Origin of the sequence: Streptomyces sp. P9-A2, from assembly GCF_036634175.1 — a bacterium.
Taxonomy (GTDB): Bacteria; Actinomycetota; Actinomycetes; order Streptomycetales; family Streptomycetaceae; genus Streptomyces; species Streptomyces pratens.
Window position 1 is genome coordinate 6,603,925 of record NZ_JAZIFX010000001.1, and the last position, 20,298, is coordinate 6,624,222.

Sequence of the window (20,298 nt, forward strand, 5' to 3'; positions counted from 1 at the left end):
CGGGTCCCGGTGGTGAGTGTCCCCGCCCGGTGTCCGCGTCACCTCCGCGTACCGGTGAAGCGGCGCGGCGCGGCGATGCCGGGCCGGCCCGGTGGCCGGGGGGCGGCGGGCGCACGGCCCGGCATCGCGGCAGGACGCGCCCCGGGCCCCTCCTCCGGCTCCATCGGCCATGCGGCTTCTAGACCGGTTGACCCAGGAGCCCATAGGCACTCCCGCATTCTTGGCGCAATTATGACTTTACCGGTTTAGTAGCGGCTGTCAGAGTGCCGAACCAGCCAACTGACTCATGTCGGGTCCCGTGTCCTCGAACGGAGCTGGTCCTCATGAACATGAACCGCCGCACTGTGCTCACCGGATCGATCGCCGCCCTCGCCCTCCTGGCCTCCGCCTGCACCGGCACCGGGGGCAGTTCCCGGGGCGCGGACGCCGAGGCGCCCGACGACCCGTCCGAGGCCAAGGGGTCCATCACCGTCCTCACCCACCGGACCGATCTGGTGCAGGACGGCACGATGGAGGCCTACGCCGCCGAGTTCAACAAGACCCACCCCGGCGTGAAGGTGGAGTTCGACGCCCTCACCGACTACGAGGGCGAGGTCAAGATCCGGATGAACACCGAGAACTACGGCGACGTCCTCATGATCCCCGCCGTCATCGAGAAGAAGGACTACCCGAAGTTCTTCGCCTCGCTGGGCAGCCGGGCCGAACTGAGCGAGAAGTACCGCTTCACCGACTACTCCACCGTCGACGGAAAGGTCTACGGCCAGAGCCCGATCGGCGTGGTCCCCGGCTTCCTCTACAACAAGAAGGTCTGGGAGCAGGCCGGCGTCACCGACTGGCCCACCACCCCCGCCCGGTTCCTCGACGACCTGAAGGCCGTCAAGTCCCGGACCGACGCCGTCCCGTACTACACCAACTTCAAGGACATGTGGCCGCTGACCCAGTGGACCAACGTCAACGGCTCGGTCGGCTGCGACACCGGCGCCACCACGAAACTCGCCGAGGGGGACCCGTGGGCCGACGGCGCCGACCTGCGCGTCGCCGACACCCTGCTCCACGACATCGTGCGCGCCGGCCTCGCCGAGAAGGACCCGACCACCACCAACTGGGAGGCGTCCAAGCCGAAGCTGGCCAAGGGCGAGATCGCCACCATGTGGCTCGGCTCCTGGGCCGTCGTCCAGATGCGGGAGGCCGCGAAGCAGGCCGGCAGCGACCCCGACGACATCGGCTTCATGCCCTTCCCCGCCCAACAGGACGGCGCCTTCTGCGCGGTGACCTCCCCCGACTATCAGCAGGCCGTCAACGTCCACTCCGACCACAAGGCCGCCGCCCGCGCCTGGATCGACTGGTTCACCGACAAGTCCGGCTACGCGAAGGCCAATCTCGCCCTGTCCCCGCTGAAGGACGACCCCCTGCCCGAGATCCTGCGGCCCTACCAGGACGCGGGAGTCGAGCTGATCGACCTCGACGACGCCAAGGGCGCGCAGGTCAAGTCCATCGACAACGGCTCCGAGGTCGGCATCTACAAGCCCGACTACCGTCAGGACCTCGTCGACCTGGCCCGCGGAGCGCGCAAGGGCAGCCTGGACGACTTCCTCGACGACCTCGGCGCACGCTGGGCCGAGGCACGTACGTCCCTGGGGTCCTGATGGCGGACCCCGCCGCCGGGACGACGCGGCCGACGCCCTCGGTCGTGCCCGCCGGACCGGCCGCGGCCCCCGCCCCGCGCGGCGCCCGGCTGTGGCGGCGCGTCACCCCCTGGCTGTTCCTGACCGTGCCGCTCGCCCTGCTGCTCACCTTCACCTACGCGCCGCTCGCCAACATGGTCGCCTACAGCTTCACCGACTGGGACGGCGTGAGCCCCGAACTGAGTTGGACGGGCACCGAGAACTACATCGAACTCTTCACCCGGCCCGAACTGTTCGAGGTGTTCTTCGTCAGCGGCTACTACCTCGTCGCCTCCGTGGTGCAGATCGCCGTCGCCCTCTACTTCGCCACGGTCCTCAGTTTCGACGTCCGCTTCCGGAACCTCTTCAAGGGCGTGCTGTTCTTCCCGTACCTGATCAACGGGGTGGCGATCGGCTTCGTCTTCCTCTACTTCTTCCAGGACGGCGGCACCCTCGACTCGGTGCTCGGCCTGCTCGGCGTCGACACCGACCACGCCTGGCTGGGCACCCCGTTCTCCGCGAACACCTCGCTGGCCGGCGTGTCCGTCTGGCGCTATCTGGGCCTGAACTTCGTGCTGTTCCTCGGCGCGATCCAGTCCATCCCCGGCGAGCTGTACGAGGCGGCCGAGATCGACGGTGCGACCCGATGGCAGCAGTTCCGGTACATCATCGCGCCCGGCATCAGACCCATCCTGGGCCTGAGCGTGATCCTCTCCGTCTCCGGTTCCCTGTCGGTCTTCGAGATCCCGTACATCATGACCGGCGGCGCCACCGGCACCGAGACCTTCGTCATCCAGACGGTGAAGCTCGCGTTCCAGTTCAACAAGACGGGGCTCGCCTCGGCCGCCGCCGTCGTCCTGCTCCTGATCGTCCTGGCGGTCACCTGGGTGCAGCGCCGGATCGTCCCCGACGACAAGGTGGACCTGGTGTGACCCGCCGCACAGTGGCCCGGTCCCTCATGTACCTGACCCTCGTCCTCGCCACGCTGGTCGTCCTGCTGCCGCTCGCCGTGGTTCTCCTGACCTCGCTGAAGAGCTCGGAGGAGATGGCGGACGGCAGCGGAGCGCTCGCCCTGCCCGACGACCCGCTGAACCTCGGCAACTACGTCACCGCGTTCCAGGACGGCCGGATGCTCTCCGCCTTCGGCAACACGGCGGTCATCCTGGTCGTCGCCGTCGGCGGCACCATCCTCATCGGTTCGATGACGGCGTACGCGATCGACCGCTTCGTCTTCCGCTTCCGGAAACTGGTCGTCGCCCTGTTCCTGCTCGCCGCGCTCGTCCCCGGCGTGACCACCCAGGTGGCGACCTTCCAGATCGTCAACAGCTTCGGCATGTTCGACAGCCTGTGGGCGCCGATCGCCCTCTACATGGGCACGGACATCGTGTCGATCTACATCTTCCTGCAGTTCATCCGCTCCATCCCCGTCTCCCTCGACGAGGCGGCACGACTGGACGGCGCCAACGCGTTCACGGTCTACCGGAAGGTGATCCTCCCGCTCCTCAAACCGGCGATCGCGACGGTGGTGATCGTGAAGGGGATCAACGTCTACAACGACTTCTACATCCCCTTCCTCTACATGCCCTCCGAGGATCTTGGCGTGATCTCGACGTCCCTGTTCCGTTTCAAGGGCCCCTTCGGGGCCCACTGGGAAACCATCTCGGCGGGCGCGATCCTGGTCATCCTCCCGACCCTGATCGTCTTCCTGACCCTCCAACGCTTCATATACAACGGTTTCATGAGAGGGGCCACGAAGTAGAACGACGAAGCGGAACAGGGGGCGGCAGCGCCGCGGGCGGCCGGGCCGACGGATCCCACCGTGCTCAGACGACCTCAACACCGTCGTCGGAACCGCCGTCGGAACCGCCGGAGGCCAGCGCGGTGACGAGGACCGGCGTCACCTGTTCCACCTGCCACGGCCGCGCCCCGTACCCCGCCAGCGCGGCCGCGACGGACTCCGGACCGGCGGGCCGCGGGGGTTCCCAGCACACCCTCCGTACCGTGTCCGGGGTGATCAGGTTCTCCTGCGGCATGGTCAGTCGCTCGGCGAGCGCGCTCACTCCCGCGCGGGCCGCGGACAGCCGGGCGGCGGCCACCGGGTCCTTGTCCGCCCAGGCGCGCGGCGGCGGGGGCCCGGTCACCAGCTGGCCGGGCTGCGGCAGCTGCGTCTCGCTCAGCGCCCGCGCCCGGTCCACGGCCGCCTGCCACTGCTCCAGCTGACGTCGCCCCACCCGAGGCCCGAACCCGTTCAGCGCGGCCAGGGCCTGTACGTCGGCCGGCAGGGCGAGAGCGGCCTCGACGATGGCCGTGTCGGAGAGCACCTTGCCCGGGGAGACGTCCCGGCGCTGCGCGATCCGGTCCCGGGTCTGCCACAGCTCCCGTACGACGGCCATCTGCCGGCGCCGGCGCACCTTGTGCATACCGGAGGTGCGCCGCCAGGGGTCCTTGCGGGGCTCCGGCGGCGGTGCGGACGCGATCGCGTCGAACTCCTGCCACGCCCATTCCAGCTTGCCCTGCCGGTCCAGTTCCTTCTCCAGGGCGTCCCGCAGGTCGACCAGGAGCTCGACGTCGAGGGCGGCGTACCGCAGCCAGGGTTCGGGCAGCGGGCGGGTGGACCAGTCGACGGCGGAGTGGCCCTTCTCCAGGACGAAGCCGAGCACGTTCTCGACCATCGCGCCGAGCCCGACGCGGGGGAAACCGGCGAGGCGGCCGGCCAGCTCGGTGTCGAAGAGGCGGGTGGGCAGCATCCCTATCTCGCGCAGGCAGGGCAGGTCCTGCGTGGCGGCGTGCAGCACCCACTCGACGCCGGACAGCGCCTCGCCCAGCCCTGACAGGTCGGGGCAGGCGACGGGGTCGATCAGCGCGGACCCGGCGCCCTCGCGGCGCAGTTGGACGAGGTAGGCACGCTGGCCGTAGCGGTAGCCGGAGGCCCGCTCGGCGTCGACGGCGACGGGGCCGGTGCCCGCGGCGAAGGCGGCGATCACCTCGGCGAGCGCGGCGTCGTCCGTGATCACGGGCGGAATGCCCTCGCGCGGTTCGAGCAAGGGGATCGGCGCCTCCGTAGCAGAAGATCCGTCGTCGTCCGGAGGAGCGCCTCCGGTGGTTCGCAGGGCACTGTCTGCTGCTGTGTCGTGGGCGTCGGTCACCTGTCAAGAGTATCCATGCCGCGAAGGGGCCCGCCGACGGAACGTTCCGTCGGCGGGCCCCAGAGGGTCGTAAACAAGTCAGGCCGGTGCATGCCCGGCCGAGGGGAAGCGGACCGGAGGGGAGGGGAAAAGGAGAGGAGGGGGACGGAACGGGACGGAGGAGGGGAGGCGGGCGGAACGGCCGCGGAGGCCGGTGCCGCGGAGGTCAGTGGATGATGCCGGTGCGCAGGGCGACCGCGACCATCCCGGCGCGGTCGCCCGTACCGAGCTTGCGGGCGATGCGGGCGAGGTGGCTCTTGACGGTCAGCGCGGACAGGCCCATCGAGACGCCGATGGCCTTGTTCGACTGCCCCTCCGCCACCAGCCGCAGCACCTCGACCTCACGGCCGGACAGTTCGCGGTAGCCGCCCGGGTGGCTCGGGGCACCCGGAGGGCGGCGGTGCAGACGGGCGCCGCCGATGGGGGCGGCACCGGGGCGGGAGGGAAGTCCGAGGTTGGTACGGGTGCCGGTGACGACGTAGCCCTTCACTCCGCCGGCGAGGGCGTTGCGCACGGCGCCGATGTCGTCGGCGGCGGACAGGGCGAGACCGTTGGGCCAGCCTGCGGCCCGGGTCTCCGAGAGGAGGGTGAGGCCGGAACCGTCCGGCAGGTGGACGTCGGCGACGCAGATGTCGCGGGGGTTGCCGATGCGGGGACGAGCCTCCGCGACGGACGAGGCCTCGATCACGTCGCGTACACCGAGCGCCCACAGATGGCGGGTGACGGTGGAGCGGACGCGGGGGTCGGCCACGACCACCATGGCGGTCGGCTTGTTCGGGCGGTAGGCGACCAGGCTTGCGGGCTGCTCGAGGAGAACGGACACCAGGCCTCCTGGGGTGGCGGCGGGACGGGGCCGGCTCGTGGGGGTGGAGCCGGGCTCAACCGTGCTTTCAAGGTCACAGTCGTCTTCGGCAACAAACGCGGTCTCCTTTAGAGAATGATCACGATCCAGTGAGTAACAATCCGTGCAATTCGGACACGCGGTCGATCATTCGAAGATCGAACGGTTTCGGTCTGCGTCGCAACGCTTCCGGAAGTGGCCGTATCGACAAAGAGATCCCCAAAAAGGTCGCCAAAGAGATCTTGAGGGGATCGGCAAGGAAGCGGCCGAGGAGATCGACAAAGAGACCGGCCGAGAGACCGGCCGAGAGACCGGCCGAGAGACCGGCCGAGAGTGCTCCGGTGGCCGGCCCGGCGAACGGCCCGGGAACGGCAGAAGACCGGTCCGAAGACCGGTCTGGAGGAGCGCCGGGAGCCCTACGAGGGGATCGGTCCCGGCAACGGCTGCAGGTTCAACGCCCGGGGTGGGTTCAACGCCCGGGGTGGGTTCAACGCCCGCGGCGGTGGCCCCAGAGGTGTGGCGGGCTCAGCGTGCCTGCGGCCCCCGGCGCTGCGGCAGCGTCACCACCGACGCGTCCCCCGGAGCGGCCGGCGGCAGCCCGGCGACCTGCGCCAGCAGATCGCACCACGACATCAGATGGGTGGCCGCGTCCGGCACCCCGCCCGCACCCTCTTCCGGCGTCCACGAGGCACGGATCTCGATCTGCGAGGCGGCAGGACGCTCGGACAGCCCGCCGAAGTAGTGCGAACCGGCCCGCGTGACCGTGCCGCTCGGCTCGCCGTACGTCAGACCGCGTGCCGCGAGCGCACCGGTCAGCCAGGACCAGCACACCTCCGGAAGCAGCGGATCCGCCGCCATCTCCGGCTCCAGTTCCGCGCGCACCAGCGTCACCAGCCGGAAGGTGCCCCGCCAGGCGTCGTGCCCGGCCGGATCGTGCAGCAACACCAGCCGGCCGTCGGCCAGGTCCTGGTCGCCGTCCACGACCGCCGCCTCCAGCGCGTACGCGTACGGGGCGAGCCGTTTGGGCGCCGGAGTGCTCTCCACTTCGATCTGCGGCCGGAGCCGCGCGCCCCGCAACGCTTCGACGGCGGTCCGGAAGGGCAGAGGGGGCGCCGTGCCCCCGAGCCCGAGATCCGCATCGGTGTCCTTCGCTTCGTCCATTCCGCCCGTGCCGTCCGACAGTCGTCCCTGAGCCGCAGCCATGCGGGGAAGGTTAAGCGGAAGCGGGCCCCGGCGCGGGGAAGGACACCCGGGGTGGGCAACGGTGTCCGGATCGTGTCACACCGGCGTGGCGCGGGGCACGACGCCCGGCGTGGCGCCGGCGCGGTGCCCGGTGTGGCGCGGGGCACGGTGCGCGGTGTGGCCTGCGGTGCGGGGCGTCCGGCGGACCGTGCGAGACTGGCCGGGTGAGTGCCAATGTCAGCCCGCGGGGCAAGCAGCCGACCCAGACGTACGACAGTGCCTTCCTCAAGGCGTGCCGGCGTGAGCCGGTGCCGCACACTCCGGTGTGGTTCATGCGGCAGGCGGGCCGCTCATTGCCGGAGTACCGCAAGGTGCGTGAGGGCATCGCGATGCTCGACTCCTGCATGCGCCCCGACCTCGTCGCCGAGATCACCCTCCAGCCGGTGCGCCGGCACGACGTCGACGCGGCGATCTACTTCAGCGACATCGTCGTGCCCCTCAAGGCCATCGGTATCGACCTCGACATCAAGCCCGGTATCGGCCCCGTCGTCGAGGAGCCCTTCCGCACCCGCGCCGACCTGGCCCGGCTGCGCGACCTCACCCCGGAGGACGTCTCCTACGTCACCGAGGCGTACGGCCTGCTGACCGCCGAGCTGGGCGCCACCCCGCTGATCGGCTTCGCGGGCGCCCCGTTCACCCTCGCCAGCTACCTCGTCGAGGGCGGCCCGTCCCGCACGTACGAGAACGCCAAGGCGATGATGTACGGCGACCCGGAGCTCTGGGCCGACCTCCTCGACCGCCTCGCGGACATCACCGCCGCGTTCCTCACCGTGCAGATCGAGGCCGGCGCCTCCGCGGTCCAGCTCTTCGACTCCTGGGCCGGCGCGCTCGCCCCCGCCGACTACCGGCGCTCGGTGATGTCGGCCTCGGCCAAGGTCCTCGACGCGGTGTCCGGTTACGGCATCCCCCGCATCCACTTCGGCGTCGGCACCGGCGAACTCCTCGGTCTGATGGGCGAGGCCGGCGCGGACGTCGTCGGCGTCGACTGGCGCGTCCCGCTGGACGAGGCCGTCCGCCGGGTCGGCCCCGGCAAGGCGCTCCAGGGCAACCTCGACCCGACCGTGCTGTTCGCCGGCACGGAGGCGGTGGAGGCGAAGACCCGCGAGGTGCTGGCCGCGGCCGAGGGCCTCGAGGGCCACATCTTCAACCTCGGCCACGGCGTCATGCCGAACACCGACGCCGACGCGCTGACCCGCCTCGTCGACCACGTCCACACCGCCACCGCCCGCTGACCACGCGGGGCGCTCACCACGGGTGCCGGGGCCGTGCCCGCCTGCCGAACAGCAGGCCGGGCGGCTCCGGTGGCGGGGGAGTGCCGTGGCGCAGCGGCCAGGCGATCAGCATGCCGGCCACGAAGCCCACGACATGCGCCACGTACGCCACCGTCCCGGCGTCGGTGACGCCCGTCCCGGACGAGTACACCGCCTGCAGCACGAACCACATGCCGAGCACGATCCAGGCCTGCAGCCGCAGCGGCAGGAAGATCAGGAACGGCACCAGCACCCAGACGCGCGCCCTCGGATACAGCACCAGATACGCGCCCAGCACCCCCGCGACCGCCCCGGACGCGCCGATCAGCGCGAAGCACAGGTGCCCCATGCGGTCCTCGACGTTGTTGCCGAAGATCTTGAGAGCGGCTCGAACGACTCGGCCCGGTCCCGCGGCACCGCGATCTCGACCGGCCCCGACTCGGTGATCACCGTCTTGGACCGGTGCCCGTTACGGTAGTTCTCCCGGCCGCCCTCGGCCCGCTCACCGGGCTCATGCCCCAGGTGATCAGTGAGCCCGCCCTCCAGGGCGGACTCCAGCACCCGCTCGGTCAGTTACTTGCAGGAGGCCGCCCTCCCCGGCGAGCCTCACCTCTTCCCACTTCCGGCCCCCACGCCAACTCAGCCTGAGATCAGCCAGGTTGGAAACAGCTCCCTGTATTCGACCAGGGCTGCCCTGGGAAGTGGTCGTTGCGTTCTGCGCGGATCACGGAGGCCAGGGTTCTTGAGCGGGCCGAGCCGATGCCGAGGCGATTGCGGAGGATCTTCGCAGGGCTGCGGCTCGATCCCCAACTCCTCACACACAAGCCATCCGGCACGGCCCGCGGCGCACCCCCCTGGCCCCGGCAACCGGCATTCCCCAGTTGTGCGCACCCATGGATACGGGTCAGGGGCCCGCAGTGAGAGCTGCTGGGCCCCTGACCCGTAGTGGGGTCCGACCCCGAACTCGGGGAGTTACGCCGCCAGGCTGCGCTCAGTGTTCTGCGGGGTCTTGGCGGAGTCTTCGGCGAGGTAGCGCTCGATCGAGTCGTCGAGTTCTTCGAGCCACGGTGTGTGGTGCTCGGCTGCCAGGGTTTCCGTCATGACCGAGCGGTAGGCACGGTCGCGGTAGCCCATGATGTCGGCCTTCTTGTCGCGCTTCCACGCGAGGAAGATCTCGACGACCCGGTCGAGGTCGAACTCGGGGTAGTCCGTCTGCCGCAGCAGATCCCGCACGTAGTCGGCCTGGAAGCGGACCTCTTCGGCGTCTGAGGAAAGCCTCTCGAAACGTTCCCGCCACTCGGCGATGGACGCGGAGCGTTCGGTCTCCGACGGCAGCTCGGCGCGGCCCAGGATGAGGTCGCGTACGTACCAGGCCTGCGCGTCGAACATGTTGAAGGTGAACCACTGGTCCTGCGCGCCGAGGTAGGCCAGACGCGGGTTGTCCTGCCACACGACACCGCGGTAAAGGCCGTCCGGATACACGTTGTTCGGGGAGGTCAGCGCGAGCTCGTCGGGCAGGAACGGGTACTTGTGAAGGTAGCCGGTGCACAGGATGACGGCGTCGATGTGCTTCGAGGTGTCGTCGGCGAAGTGGACCGTGTTGCCCTCGATGCGCTTGATGACGGGGCGTTCCTCGAAGCCCTCGGGCCAGTCGTAGCCCATCGGCGCGGAACGATAGCTCGCCGTCACCGAGCGTGCGCCCATCTTGAACGCCTGGCTGCCGATGTCCTCGGCCGAGTAGCTGGAGCCGACGACGAGGACGTCCTGCTCCTTGAGGGCTTCCGCGCCGCGGAAGTCGTGCGCGTGGGCGATGTACCCGGGGAAGGTCTCGATGCCAGGGAAATGCGGCACGTTGGGGAAAGCGAAGTGGCCGCTGGCGACGACCACATGGTCGAACTCCTCGGTCGTCGTTTCTCCGGTGGGGAGATTCTCGACCGTGAGCGTGAAGACCTCACGCTCGGCGTCGTATTCCGTCCAGCGCACGACGGTCTGGAAACGGATGAAATCGCGCACGTTCGTCTTCTTCAGCCGGGCAGCGATGTAGTCCCACAGAACCGGGCGCGGCGGGTATGAGGAGACGGCGCGACCGAAGTGCTCGTCGAAGGTGTAATCAGCGAACTCCAGCGCTTCCTTCGGCGCATTCGACCACAGATTGCGGTACATGCTCGAGTGCACGGGCTCGCCGTACTCGTCGAGTCCGGTGCGCCAGGTGAAGTTCCACTGGCCACCCCAGTCAGCCTGTTTCTCAAAACAGACAATCTCGGGGATGTCTGCCCCCGCGCGCGCTGCGGTCTCAAAGGCCCGCAGCTGAGCCATGCCCGAGGGGCCGGCACCGACGATCGCTACTCTTTTTCTGTTCGTCACGTATGTCCCTTTGATTTCGCCATGCGGCCCCGCTCCCACCCTCACGGGCAGGAAGGAGCCGTCCGGTCGCCAGAATCCGCACGTATCGACCGGTCCAGAGAGGCAGCTTTCTTTCGACCGTAGCAGAATTGGCTCAATTGCGCTAATTTGCTGCCGCAATCGACAACGTCAACCCGTCGGAGGTGCGGGCTGCGGCAGCCGGTCCGGCCGTGCGGCTACGGATCGGCATCAAGCCCTACTCTCGGCGGATGATCTGCGGATTCGTCACCTCATCGGGCGCGACGGGGTCGTCCCCCGTGCTGGCCGCGAAGGTCGTCGCCCTGCATGTCTTCACCCTTTGAACTTCACATTGGCAACGCGGCGGAAAGGGTGGATGGCGCCCTGGCGGAAATGTGCCCGACCACAGCTTCTTCCCGGTCTGCGCAATCTCATTCCTCCGATATGCGGAAGGAAGCGGATCCGTAATCTGGTTCTCCGTCTTGTCCGAGTGAAAGTGTGTCAGGGGCGCCTCGGGGGGTGGGGAGCCGGTGTTCGTGAGTGCGAATCCGTATGCGGCCGCGCACCCGCAGACCAGGTAGAGCAGCAGGTACCGCAGATGCCCCATGCGGTCCTCGACGTTGTTTCCGAAGGTCCTGAGGGTGGACGTTACCGCAGGTCAGATGCGTGCTGGGTGATCCCCAGGTCAGCAAGTAGCCAGCATGCGGCGAGTCGGAGGTCTCCGCCTTGCCGACCGAGGGGCGTGACAGCAGAGCCGGCCTTCGCTGGTTCGCTCGCCGCTTCGGAAGGTTTCGCTCTTCGGCTCGTCGACTCGCTCGCGGCATGGGTTCCTTCTTCAAGTCGCGGAAGCTGAATGCGGTGACACCGACCGTGGTGGAGGACTTTCTCGATCACTTGGAGGCGGAGGGGGGCCGTGGACACCAGCTGAACGTCTACAGGGCCCTGTCGGCTCTCCTCCGAGAAGCGTTCGAGAAGGGGGCCATTGCTGAACCCTCTTCGCGGAGCGCAGAAACCCGAGTGCACCCCACAGCGGGTAGCCATCCCCGACGCCGAGTACATCGCCAGAGCGATCCAGGTGGCGGACTGCAAGCCGGCACTGGAGATAGTCCTGATGGTCGGCTGCGGGCTCCGCAACGGCGAGGCGCGTGCGGTGAACGTGAACAACATCGTCGCGGACGACGTGTACCGGGTGACCGAGCAGGTGCACTCCAGTACGCACCAGTCGGCGAAGCTCAAGCACCGCAAGGAAGGCGAGTTCCGCGAGGTGCCCCTGCCGCGCACGGTCAGGGACGCCGTCGAACGATTCGCGGAAGAGCACGGGACCACGGAGGACGGGTACCTCTTGAGGGGGCCGAAGGGGCCCTTCAGTGAACCGAACGAGCGATACCGGGTGTCGAATCTGTTCCAGGCCCTCCCGCCGGCGGAAGACGTCGGAATGTACGGCTTCCGGCACTTCTTCGCGTCCAACGCGCTGAGCCACGGCATTCCCATCACGGACGTGGCGAACTGGATGGGGCACACGTCGATCCGGGTCACCTACCGCACGTACAGGCACCTCATGCCCGGGAGCATCACCAAGGCGGCGATGGTCTTGGACGAGCAGTTGCGAGCTGTCGTGTGACGGTGGGAAGTTGGCGCCGGAAGCGGTAGCGGGACACCGGTGGGCCCCGACACCCCGCCCTCAGCCCTTCACCTGGCCCTCACTCTTCTTGGTGCCGTCGCGGAGGCAATCCCGCCCCTCTCCGACGTTCTCGATCTTCGAATCGAGGAGGGGAAGGTGTCCGGACTGAAGCTGTTCCGCACGGCGAAGGGCGGCATGAGGGAGGTCGTGCCGCGGCTGGCTGATACCGAGGCCGATGCGCTGAGCCTCGTCGAGAGCAACATGCAGGAACTGCTCGGGGCCCGGTTCCCGGCGAGCGAGTACAGCACCGGTCCGGTGCACGGCAGGCGGACCGGCCAGTGCTGGGACAACGCCCTTGGCGAATCGTTCTTCGCCACGTTGAAACGGGAGTTGATCGGGGAACGGTCGTGGCCGAACCGGTCCGCTGTCCGCACTGCGATCTTCGAGTGGCTCGAGAGCTGGTACAGCATACGAAGGCTGCACAGCAGCCTCGGCTACCGCAGTCCTGCCGAGTACGAAACCATCCTCGCGGCCTGACCGCCACACCAAGGGTGTCTGTCGAAGCGGAGCAGGCTCAGTCCGGGCCTGTTCACCCTCGCGGATCACAAGGACGCGGCACGGGGGTGAACTGCCGTATGCAGAAGGGCTTCTCCACGGTTGCCCGGGTGTGTCGCCAGATGCACCAAAAGGAGAAGCCCGGTGGAGCCTTATCCCTCCCGCGTCCCTGCCCGCGTCGGCCGCGGGGACTTCGCCGCCTCGCTCACCCTCCTGGACGACATGGTCGAAACCCTGTCCGGGGTGGGGATGATGTCCTGCTGCCGGGCAGTGCTGGAGGAGTACGTCACTGAGAGGGGCCGGTAGCTGCAGCGGCAGTCGACGCAGGACCGGCTCGATGCCCGGGCCCGCCTTGAGGAACGCCGGGCGGTGGTCCGCGGGATGGACGGGGTCCAGCGACGGCGGGTCGAGGCGGGGCGTCGCCGTCCGGTGGCCACCACGGTGGGTGCTGGCCAGAATCGACGCGGACGCCCTGGACCGCGCGGTCGGAGCCCGGCTCGCGGACCGGCAGACCGGAAATGAAGGACTACGGGGACGGGCGGTCGACGGGAAGTCGCTGCGGGGTGCTGCCCGCGCGAAGGGACGGAAGATCCACCTCCTGGCCGCCTGCGACCACGTGAGCGCACTGGTCCTTGCCCAGATGGACGTCGGTGAGAAGACCAACGAGATCACCCGCTTCCGGCCTCTGCTCGGCACCCTCGAAAACCTGGCCGGCACGGTCGTCACCAGCGACGCGATGCACACCCAGCACGACCACGCCGTCTGCCTGCTCGACCGGCAGGCTCACTGCATCGTGACCGTGAAGCGCAACACGAAGAAGCTCCGCAAGCAGCTCAAGGCCCTTCCCTGGAAACAGATTCCGCTCCAGGACAGGACTCGCTCGACCGGTCACGGCCGTCATGAGATCCGCCGGTCGAAGGTCTGCACGGTGAGCAACCTGCTCTTCCCCGGAGCCCGTCAGGCCGTCCGGATCGTCCGCCGCCGCGTGGACCGCAAGACCGGGAAGATCAGTCTCAAGACCGTCTACGCGGTCACCAGCCTCACCGCTGAGCAGGCCGGCCCGGCTCAACTCACCCGACTGATCCGAGGACACTGGACCGTCGAGGCCCTATACCACGTCAGGGACGTCACCTTCGCCGAGGACGCCTCCCAGCTGCGGACCGGAAACACTCCCCGAGCGATGGCCACCTGCAGAAACCTCGCGATCGGAGCCCTTCGCCCCGCCGGCATCTGCAACATCGCCGCCGGCCTCCGACGGGCAGCCCGAGACCACACCCGGCCCCTCGCCCAGCTCGGTCTCACATGATCAAAACGGACGACATCGAACTACGCCGAAGCCCCGGTCCCGCGGGGCGCATCCGGACGGTCCCCCGTGCGGAGGACGTCGGCCACTGCGCGGCGTGGCCGACATGGCGCGGCGGTTTTCGGTCATATGGCGGCTGGAAATGCACCGACCGGGCAATTCATTTTCCATTGAACAATTCAAAGGCCGTGTCTGGAGTTTCGCCTTCCTCTTTCTTTACTCTGCGGTGAACTGTGCGGCGCATTCTTTTTACGCTCAGCGATGGCCTGCCCCCGTGGGGAAGTGGCCCATGGCGAAGTCTGCCGGCAGGGAGATCGCCAAGAGTGGTGATATCGCGCCAAAACGGTCACATGTCACGGTGGATACTTCCCGGATGGGGAGATTCCGGTCGCTCGCAGCCGGGCCTTCGGCGCGACGGTCGCTGCCGATCGGGGTTCCGTTGTTCGTGAATAGGCGCAGATCATCGCGGTGTCGTCGCAATTCCGCTTCCCCTGTCGGGCGACGGGAAAAGAGCAGCAGCATCGCCCGCATTCTCTGAGACGTTGACAGGAACCAGTTTCGGACTGTTGTATGACTGGCATCCAGGGGGAGAGATGGCAAATGGCGGCCGGCCGGAAGGCCCGACGTCGTAGCGGCGTCGTATTGACCTGTTGCCGTCTCCGGTAGGGGGAGATGAAATGAGCAAGATTAAGCACACGCTTCCGATCGCGGCCGCGGCCATTGTCCTGACGGCCGGAAGCATCGCCGGCCCCAGAATCATCCAGACCGAGCCGGTGGCCGCCGCCGCGTCCACCACCGCCGAGAGCCCGTCGACCACCGAGGCTTCGTCCGGCACCGAGGCTCCCGCGAACGCCGCAGCCAAGACGAAGGCGGGGGCGCGGGCCGTGGCCACGTCCCCCGAGCAGCTGCTGCAGCTCCTGGGTGAGCGCATCGTGGCCAAGGACATCAACGGCATCATCGCGCTGCACGAGCCCGAGGCCGCAATCGTCGACTGGGACGGGTCGATCGTTCGGGGCCGCGCGGCGATCCGCACCTTCTACATCGACTGGTTCAATTCGAATCCGGTGCTCACCGTGAATCCCCAACAGACCGTCGTGGCGGGCGGATGGCGTGCGTGGGACAACAAGGTGCGCGAGCGCACGGCGGCCATCATGGGCGACTACAGCCTGGAGCAGGACGCGGCGGACGGAACCCGCGAGAGCTTCACCGGCAATTTCTGCGACACCGTCCAGGAACAGCTGGACGGCACCTGGCTGTACGTGCAGGACAACCCGTACCCGCCTCACGGTGACCCGGCTGCGCCGGTGACCGCCCACCACTGACCCGACTCACTCGACAGTCCTCTCCGTATTTCCCAGCAGTCGACCGACCGGTGAACTCACTGTGCCCACGCACGCGTACTGTGTCGCATTCCCAAAGTTCGCCGATGGGTCGCTCTGTCGCCCCCGGCATGCCGAAATCGAGGAACTCCGGGGGAGTTCAGCCACCCATGGACGGGTCACCCTCAGCCATGGGTGGTCGGGCGTCGGCCGCATTACCCCGCCGAAGCGGTGTGCCGACACGTCGGAGAGTAGGGAGCAGAATTGAATTCCACATCGCTCCACGATTCACCACCCCTCATCGCACAGCAGCAACCCCGATGGGAAGACCTGGCAGAGGTCGAGCGGGTCCGGGACACGCTGGCGGGCCTTCCCCCACTGGTGGAGACCGAATCGCTCAGCAGGCTCCGATGCAGGCTCGCCGGAGTCGCCGCCGGGCAGGCACAGGTGGTGCAGGCGGGCGACTGCGCGGAGGACTTCGCCGAATGCACCGCGGGTGACGTCAAACGGAAGACCGGTCTCCTCGACGTACTCGCCGGGGTCATGAACGCGATCACCCACCAGCCGGTCCTCAAGGTCGGCCGGATCGGAGGCCAGTATGCCAAGCCCCGGTCGGCCGGCACCGAGTCGGTCGGCGGCGTCGAGATCCCGGTCTACCGGGGACACATGGTGAACGGCCCCGAGCCGGACCCCGAAGCCCGACGCCCCGACCCCCGGCGCCTGCTGGCCGGCTACCGTGCCGCGCACCAAGTCATCACCCACCTCTGTCCGACGCCGCAGGACCGCGCCGACCCGGCCGTCTGGACCAGTCACGAGGCCCTGCTCCTCGACTACGAGATCCCGATGCTACGAGCCGACCGGGACGGCCGGCTCGCGCTCACCTCCACCCACTGGCCCTGGATCGGGGAACGGACCCGCCGACTCGACGGAGCCCACGTCGCCCTGCTGGCCGGCGTGGTGAACCCCGTGGCCTGCAAGGTCGGTCCCCGCATGACCACCACGGAACTGCTCGGCCTGTGCGAGCGGCTCGACCGCCGTAAAACACCGGGCCGGCTCACCCTGATCGCCCGGATGGGCGCCGACGCGGCGACGGATCTGCTGCCGCCGCTGGTCAGGGCGGTACGAGCCGCAGGGCATCCCGTGATCTGGCTGGTCGACCCCATGCACGCGAACACCGTGACCACCGCCGAAGGACGCAAGACCCGGGTGGTGGAAACCGTCGTCCGCGAGGTCACCGCCTTTCAGGCGGCCGTCCGCGCAGGCGGCGGAATACCGGGCGGGATCCACCTGGAGACCACCCCCGACGCGGTGACCGAGTGCGCCGACGTCCCGGACACCACCAGCGTCGGCGCCACGTACACGACGTTGTGCGACCCGCGACTCAACCCCCGCCAGGCCGTGTCAGTGGTGTCGGCCTGGCAGCCGCAGCCGAGGACGAACCGAGCCGAGGGAGAACCGTGCCGGGCATAGCCCCGATCCCCGCCTACCCACTGCCCACGGCGGCCGAACTGCCCCCCGGCACGGTGCGGTGGACACTCGATCCGACCCGCGCGGCCCTGCTCGTCCACGACATGCAGCGGTACTTCCTCGCCCCCTTCTCCCCAGCCGTACGAGACCCGCTCGTGCGCCACTGCGCACAGCTGCGGGAGCGGTGCACCGCACTCGGGGTCCCCGTCTTCTACACCGCGCAGCCCGGCGGCATGACGGACGAGGAACGCGGACTTCTCAAGGACTTCTGGGGACCGGGCATGCGCGTGGACCCCGTCGACCGCCAGATCGTCACGGAGCTCACGCCCAGGCCGGCGGACCAGGTGCTCACCAAGTGGCGCTACAGCGCCTTCTTCCGCTCGGACCTGCTGGCGCAGCTGCGCGCCCTGGGCCGCGACCAGCTGATCGTCTGCGGGGTGTACGCCCACGTCGGCGTGCTGGCGACCGCCCTCGAGGCGTTCACCAACGACATCCAGCCCTTCCTGGTCGCCGACGCCCTCGGTGACTTCTCCGCCGACTACCACTGGCTGGCCCTCGACTACGCGGCCGCTCGCTGCTCGGTGGTCACCACCGCCGAGGAGGTCTTCCGATGAACGCCCCGCAACTGCTCGACCACGTGCTGGGTCCCGAACCGGGTGCCTTCGCCCTGCTGCACCGCCCCGAGACCGTGGGCCCGGACCGCGTGGAGATCCTGCTGGGCCGGGTCCGTACCCCGGCCCGGCTCGCCGACATCCCGTCGGCCGAGGGGGCCGGGCGGCCCGGTGAGGCCCGGCACGAGACGTTGGTCCTGGTGCCCCACCGGCAGATCACCGAACGCGGCTTCGACACCGTCGAGGACGGCTCCCCGCTGCTCGCGATGGAGGTGACCCACCAGGGACTGACCGGCACCTCCGAGGTGCTCAGGGCGCTTCCGGACGAGCCGATCGCCCTGGCCGACGGACGCTTCGACACCGACGACGAGGCCTACGCGGACACCGTCCGCGCGGTCCTCGACAACGAGATCGGCACCGGCGAGGGCTCGAACTTCGTCATCAAACGCTCGTTCGTCACCAGCATCACCGGCTACTCGACGCGCAGCGCGCTCAGCCTCTTCCGCCGGCTGCTCACCCGGGAGAGCGGCGCCTACTGGACGTTCATCGTGCACACCGGTACACGCACCTTCGTCGGTGCCACACCGGAACGCCACGTCAGCCTGCGCGACGGCGTCGCCGCGATGACCCCGATCAGCGGCACCTACCGCTACCCGGCCACCGGACCGGTCCTGTCGGAGGTGATGGAGTTCCTCACCGACGGCAAGGAGACCGACGAGCTGTACATGGTCCTCGACGAGGAACTCAAGATGATGGCCCGGGTCTGCCGGGGCGGCGGCCGCGTGAAGGGGCCGTACCTGAGGGAGATGTCCTGGCTCGCGCACACCGAGTACACCATCGAGGGAAACAGCGATCTCGACCCCCGGGACATCCTGCGGGAGACGATGTTCGCCCCCACCGTGACCGGCAGCCCGCTCGAGAACGCCTGCCGGGTGATCGCCCGCTACGAGCCCGGCGGCCGCGGGTACTACGGGGGAGTCGCCGCACTGATCGGCCGCGACGCCGCCGGCGCGCACACCCTGGACTCGGCCATCCTCATCCGCACCGCCGACATTCTGGCCTCGGAGACCGACGACACCGGTCACGTCCGGGTCGGTGTGGGTGCCACCCTCGTCCGGCACTCCGACCCGGACGCCGAGGTCGCCGAGACCCGCACCAAGGCGGCGGGCGTCCTCGCGGCCCTCGGTGCGCAGGAGCGGCTCGACGCACACCCGCTGATCCAGGAGGCCCTGGAGGGGCGCAACGAGACGATCGCGAACTTCTGGCTCAGCGAGGCGGAGCAGCGCGCACGGCCCCACCCGGTACTGGACGGCCGCCGGGCGCTGATCGTCGACGCCGAGGACACCTTCAGCGCGATGCTCGCCCACCAACTGCGCTCCCTCGGGCTGACCGTGGAACTCAGCCGCTTCGACGCGACCCACTGCTTCGACGACCACGACCTCGTCGTCATGGGCCCCGGACCCGGCGACCCGCGGGAGACCGACCACCCCAGGATGGCCCGACTCACCTCTGCCATCGAGGAGTTGCTGGCCCACCGCATCCCGTTCCTGGCCGTGTGCCTGAGCCATCAGCTGCTCAGCCGACACCTCGGGCTCGAACTGCGGCGCCGGGACGTCCCGAACCAGGGCACCCAGCGCGAGATCGACCTGTTCGGTTCGCGCGAACGGGTGGGCTTCTACAACTCCTTCTCGGCCCGTGCCCGGGCCGACCGGCTGGAGTGTCCGGGCATCGGCGAGGTGACGGTCTGCCTCGACGCCGGCACGGGCGAGGTACACGCCCTGCGCGGCCCGCACTTCGGCTCGGTGCAGTTCCACCTCGAATCCGTGCTCACCCGGGACAGCGAGCGGGTCCTGGCCGAGCTGCTCGTACCGCTGATGGAGACCGCGGAGGTACTGAACGCATGAAAGCCACCATCGCCTGGTGGGACCTCGCCGGGTCCGGCCAGACCATTGACTCCTTGCGCGTCTACCTGCGCGACGAGGGCGTCGAGCCGTGGACGGAGGTCCACGGAATGCGGTTGAAGTTCTGGATCTCCGACCGGGAGACCAACCGGTGGGGCGCCGTGATGCTGTGGGACTCGGGGGCCGACCTGACGGCGCCGATGCCCCCGAACCGGGCCACCGAACTCATCGGATACCCGCCGGCCGTCCGGATGCTGTCCGACGTCGAGGCCGTCGTCGAAGGGATCCCCTCCGGCGGGCCCGCCGAACGCGGCCTGGCCTTCGAAGCGATCGGGAAGCCGTCGTGAGCGCCCCGCACCGACCCATGACCGCCGACGGGTTCACCGCCCCGCCCGCGGACCCGATGGAGCTGCTGCGGACCTGGTTCGACAACGCGGTCGCGGACGCCGTCCTCCAGCCGGGCGCGCTGGCACTGGCCACCGTCGACCCCCGCGGCCGGGTCTCCAACCGGATTGTCCAGGTCCTCCACGTGCGTGAGACGGGCCTGGTGTTCGCCAGCCACTCCGACAGCCGCAAGGGCCGGGACCTGACCGGCACGCCCTGGGCGTCGGGGCTCTTCTACTGGCGCGAGGCCGCACGCCAGGTGAGCGTGAGCGGCCCGACCCGCCCCCTGCCCGCCGAGGAGTCCGACGCCCTCTGGCACGCCCGGCCCGTCAGCACGCACCCGATGTCGGTGGCGGCGCACCAGAGCGCACCGTTGCCCGACGAGGAGGCACTGCGCGAGCAGGCCCGGGAACTGGGCCGGGACGGCTCGGCGCTGCCCCGCCCGGACCGCTGGATCGGCTACCTGCTGGAGCCGGCGTCGGTTGAGTTCTGGCAGTCCGAACCCGAGGACCGACTGCACCAGAGGCTGCGTTACGAGCGCGACGGTTCCGGCTGGCTCACGAGCCGGCTCCAACCCTGACGCCGCTCAAGGAC

Annotated in this window: 19 protein-coding genes and 3 pseudogenes; 14 read left to right on the top strand and 8 right to left on the bottom strand. The window is 69.1% G+C overall.

Features of this window, described 5'->3' with window-relative positions:
* Positions 1–329: 329 nt before the first annotated feature.
* Genes V4Y04_RS29850 through V4Y04_RS29860 form a run of 3 tightly spaced genes read left to right on the top strand, consistent with a single transcriptional unit; the run spans position 330 to position 3,423 of the window.
* Complete coding sequence (locus V4Y04_RS29850) at positions 330–1,646, top strand: ABC transporter substrate-binding protein (protein WP_332433040.1); 1,317 nt, start codon at positions 330–332, stop codon at positions 1,644–1,646.
* Entirely contained in the window at positions 1,646–2,596 is a 951-nt protein-coding gene (locus V4Y04_RS29855) for a carbohydrate ABC transporter permease (RefSeq protein WP_332431476.1), read from the top strand. Before V4Y04_RS29850 ends, V4Y04_RS29855 begins: the two co-directional genes overlap by 1 nt.
* Positions 2,593–3,423 carry a carbohydrate ABC transporter permease gene (locus V4Y04_RS29860; RefSeq protein ID WP_332431477.1) on the top strand — a complete coding sequence of 277 codons (831 nt, stop codon included), beginning with the start codon at positions 2,593–2,595 and terminating at the stop codon, positions 3,421–3,423. Before V4Y04_RS29855 ends, V4Y04_RS29860 begins: the two co-directional genes overlap by 4 nt.
* Before the next feature lie 64 nt (positions 3,424–3,487).
* On the opposite strand, the gene V4Y04_RS29865 is transcribed toward V4Y04_RS29860, so the two are convergent.
* The 3 genes from V4Y04_RS29865 to V4Y04_RS29875 all read right to left on the bottom strand — a co-directional run bounded on the left by V4Y04_RS29865 (position 3,488) and on the right by V4Y04_RS29875 (position 6,893).
* Entirely contained in the window at positions 3,488–4,810 is a 1,323-nt protein-coding gene (locus V4Y04_RS29865; RefSeq protein ID WP_332431479.1) for a ribonuclease D, read from the bottom strand.
* 205 nt (positions 4,811–5,015) lie between these two features.
* Positions 5,016–5,672 (bottom strand): response regulator transcription factor, encoded by a 657-nt coding sequence (locus tag V4Y04_RS29870; protein ID WP_042164084.1) that lies wholly within the window; start codon positions 5,670–5,672, stop codon positions 5,016–5,018.
* Between the two features lie 543 nt (positions 5,673–6,215).
* Positions 6,216–6,893, bottom strand: a complete 678-nt coding sequence (locus tag V4Y04_RS29875) for a DUF3000 domain-containing protein (protein WP_332431481.1) — start codon at positions 6,891–6,893, stop codon at positions 6,216–6,218.
* Between the two features lie 203 nt (positions 6,894–7,096).
* Between V4Y04_RS29875 and hemE the strand changes: the two genes are divergently transcribed.
* Positions 7,097–8,164, top strand: coding sequence for a uroporphyrinogen decarboxylase (gene hemE, locus V4Y04_RS29880; RefSeq protein ID WP_332431482.1), 1,068 nt, complete (start codon positions 7,097–7,099; stop codon positions 8,162–8,164).
* 13 nt (positions 8,165–8,177) lie between these two features.
* Here the strand turns inward: hemE and V4Y04_RS29885 are convergent.
* The 4 genes and pseudogenes from V4Y04_RS29885 to V4Y04_RS29900 all read right to left on the bottom strand — a co-directional run.
* Positions 8,178–8,564 (bottom strand): annotated as a pseudogene (locus V4Y04_RS29885) (rhomboid family intramembrane serine protease); the annotation flags it as partial.
* Between the two features lie 2 nt (positions 8,565–8,566).
* A pseudogene (locus V4Y04_RS29890) lies at positions 8,567–8,792 on the bottom strand (transposase); the annotation flags it as partial.
* Between the two features lie 362 nt (positions 8,793–9,154).
* The gene (locus V4Y04_RS29895; protein WP_332431484.1) at positions 9,155–10,546 is read right to left on the bottom strand and encodes an NAD(P)/FAD-dependent oxidoreductase; all 1,392 of its coding nucleotides are present in this window, start codon (positions 10,544–10,546) and stop codon (positions 9,155–9,157) included.
* Positions 10,547–11,057: 511 nt separating this feature from the next.
* Positions 11,058–11,183 (bottom strand): annotated as a pseudogene (locus V4Y04_RS29900) (rhomboid family intramembrane serine protease); the annotation flags it as partial.
* A 342-nt stretch (positions 11,184–11,525) separates the two neighbouring features.
* Between V4Y04_RS29900 and V4Y04_RS29905 the strand changes: the two are divergent.
* The 4 genes from V4Y04_RS29905 (at position 11,526) to V4Y04_RS29920 (ending at position 14,025) form a co-directional block, all read left to right on the top strand.
* Positions 11,526–12,164, top strand: coding sequence for a tyrosine-type recombinase/integrase (locus tag V4Y04_RS29905; protein WP_332431485.1), 639 nt, complete (start codon positions 11,526–11,528; stop codon positions 12,162–12,164).
* A 156-nt stretch (positions 12,165–12,320) separates the two neighbouring features.
* A complete protein-coding gene (locus V4Y04_RS29910) occupies positions 12,321–12,701 on the top strand; it encodes an integrase core domain-containing protein (RefSeq protein ID WP_332431486.1) in 381 nt (126 codons plus the stop codon).
* Positions 12,702–12,863: 162 nt separating this feature from the next.
* The gene (locus V4Y04_RS29915) at positions 12,864–13,025 is read left to right on the top strand and encodes a hypothetical protein (protein ID WP_332431487.1); all 162 of its coding nucleotides are present in this window, start codon (positions 12,864–12,866) and stop codon (positions 13,023–13,025) included.
* A 139-nt stretch (positions 13,026–13,164) separates the two neighbouring features.
* Entirely contained in the window at positions 13,165–14,025 is an 861-nt protein-coding gene (locus tag V4Y04_RS29920; RefSeq protein WP_332431488.1) for an ISAs1 family transposase, read from the top strand.
* A gap of 252 nt (positions 14,026–14,277) precedes the next feature.
* Here V4Y04_RS29920 and V4Y04_RS29925 read toward each other — a convergent pair whose 3' ends face one another.
* Positions 14,278–14,544: a hypothetical protein gene (locus V4Y04_RS29925; RefSeq protein WP_332431489.1), complete on the bottom strand. Its 267-nt coding sequence runs from the start codon at positions 14,542–14,544 to the stop codon at positions 14,278–14,280.
* A gap of 155 nt (positions 14,545–14,699) precedes the next feature.
* On the opposite strand from V4Y04_RS29925, the gene V4Y04_RS29930 reads away from it, so the two are divergent.
* The 6 genes from V4Y04_RS29930 to phzG all read left to right on the top strand — a co-directional run bounded on the left by V4Y04_RS29930 (position 14,700) and on the right by phzG (position 20,284).
* Complete coding sequence (locus V4Y04_RS29930) at positions 14,700–15,344, top strand: YybH family protein (RefSeq protein ID WP_332431490.1); 645 nt, start codon at positions 14,700–14,702, stop codon at positions 15,342–15,344.
* Between the two features lie 261 nt (positions 15,345–15,605).
* Positions 15,606–16,811, top strand: a complete 1,206-nt coding sequence (locus tag V4Y04_RS29935; RefSeq protein WP_332431492.1) for a 3-deoxy-7-phosphoheptulonate synthase — start codon at positions 15,606–15,608, stop codon at positions 16,809–16,811.
* Positions 16,799–17,422 carry an isochorismatase family protein gene (locus V4Y04_RS29940; RefSeq protein ID WP_332431493.1) on the top strand — a complete coding sequence of 208 codons (624 nt, stop codon included), beginning with the start codon at positions 16,799–16,801 and terminating at the stop codon, positions 17,420–17,422. The genes V4Y04_RS29935 and V4Y04_RS29940 overlap by 13 nt, the downstream gene beginning before the upstream one ends.
* Positions 17,419–19,323: an anthranilate synthase family protein gene (locus V4Y04_RS29945; RefSeq protein ID WP_332431494.1), complete on the top strand. Its 1,905-nt coding sequence runs from the start codon at positions 17,419–17,421 to the stop codon at positions 19,321–19,323. The genes V4Y04_RS29940 and V4Y04_RS29945 overlap by 4 nt, the downstream gene beginning before the upstream one ends.
* On the top strand, positions 19,320–19,667 hold the full coding sequence (locus V4Y04_RS29950) for a hypothetical protein (protein WP_332431495.1): 348 nt from the start codon (positions 19,320–19,322) through the stop codon (positions 19,665–19,667). Before V4Y04_RS29945 ends, V4Y04_RS29950 begins: the two co-directional genes overlap by 4 nt.
* Positions 19,664–20,284: a phenazine biosynthesis FMN-dependent oxidase PhzG gene (phzG, locus tag V4Y04_RS29955; protein WP_332431496.1), complete on the top strand. Its 621-nt coding sequence runs from the start codon at positions 19,664–19,666 to the stop codon at positions 20,282–20,284. Before V4Y04_RS29950 ends, phzG begins: the two co-directional genes overlap by 4 nt.
* The last annotated feature ends 14 nt before the right edge of the window (positions 20,285–20,298 follow it).

Coding starts and splice junctions, on each gene's coding strand:
- V4Y04_RS29850 (WP_332433040.1), top strand. CDS start 330: ATGAACCGCCGCACTGTGCTCACCGGATCGATCGCCGCCCTCGCCCTC.
- V4Y04_RS29945 (WP_332431494.1), top strand. CDS start 17,419: ATGAACGCCCCGCAACTGCTCGACCACGTGCTGGGTCCCGAACCGGGT.
- V4Y04_RS29930 (WP_332431490.1), top strand. CDS start 14,700: ATGAGCAAGATTAAGCACACGCTTCCGATCGCGGCCGCGGCCATTGTC.
- V4Y04_RS29925 (WP_332431489.1), bottom strand. CDS start 14,544: ATGCTGCTGCTCTTTTCCCGTCGCCCGACAGGGGAAGCGGAATTGCGA.
- V4Y04_RS29950 (WP_332431495.1), top strand. CDS start 19,320: ATGAAAGCCACCATCGCCTGGTGGGACCTCGCCGGGTCCGGCCAGACC.
- V4Y04_RS29855 (WP_332431476.1), top strand. CDS start 1,646: ATGGCGGACCCCGCCGCCGGGACGACGCGGCCGACGCCCTCGGTCGTG.
- V4Y04_RS29875 (WP_332431481.1), bottom strand. CDS start 6,893: ATGGCTGCGGCTCAGGGACGACTGTCGGACGGCACGGGCGGAATGGAC.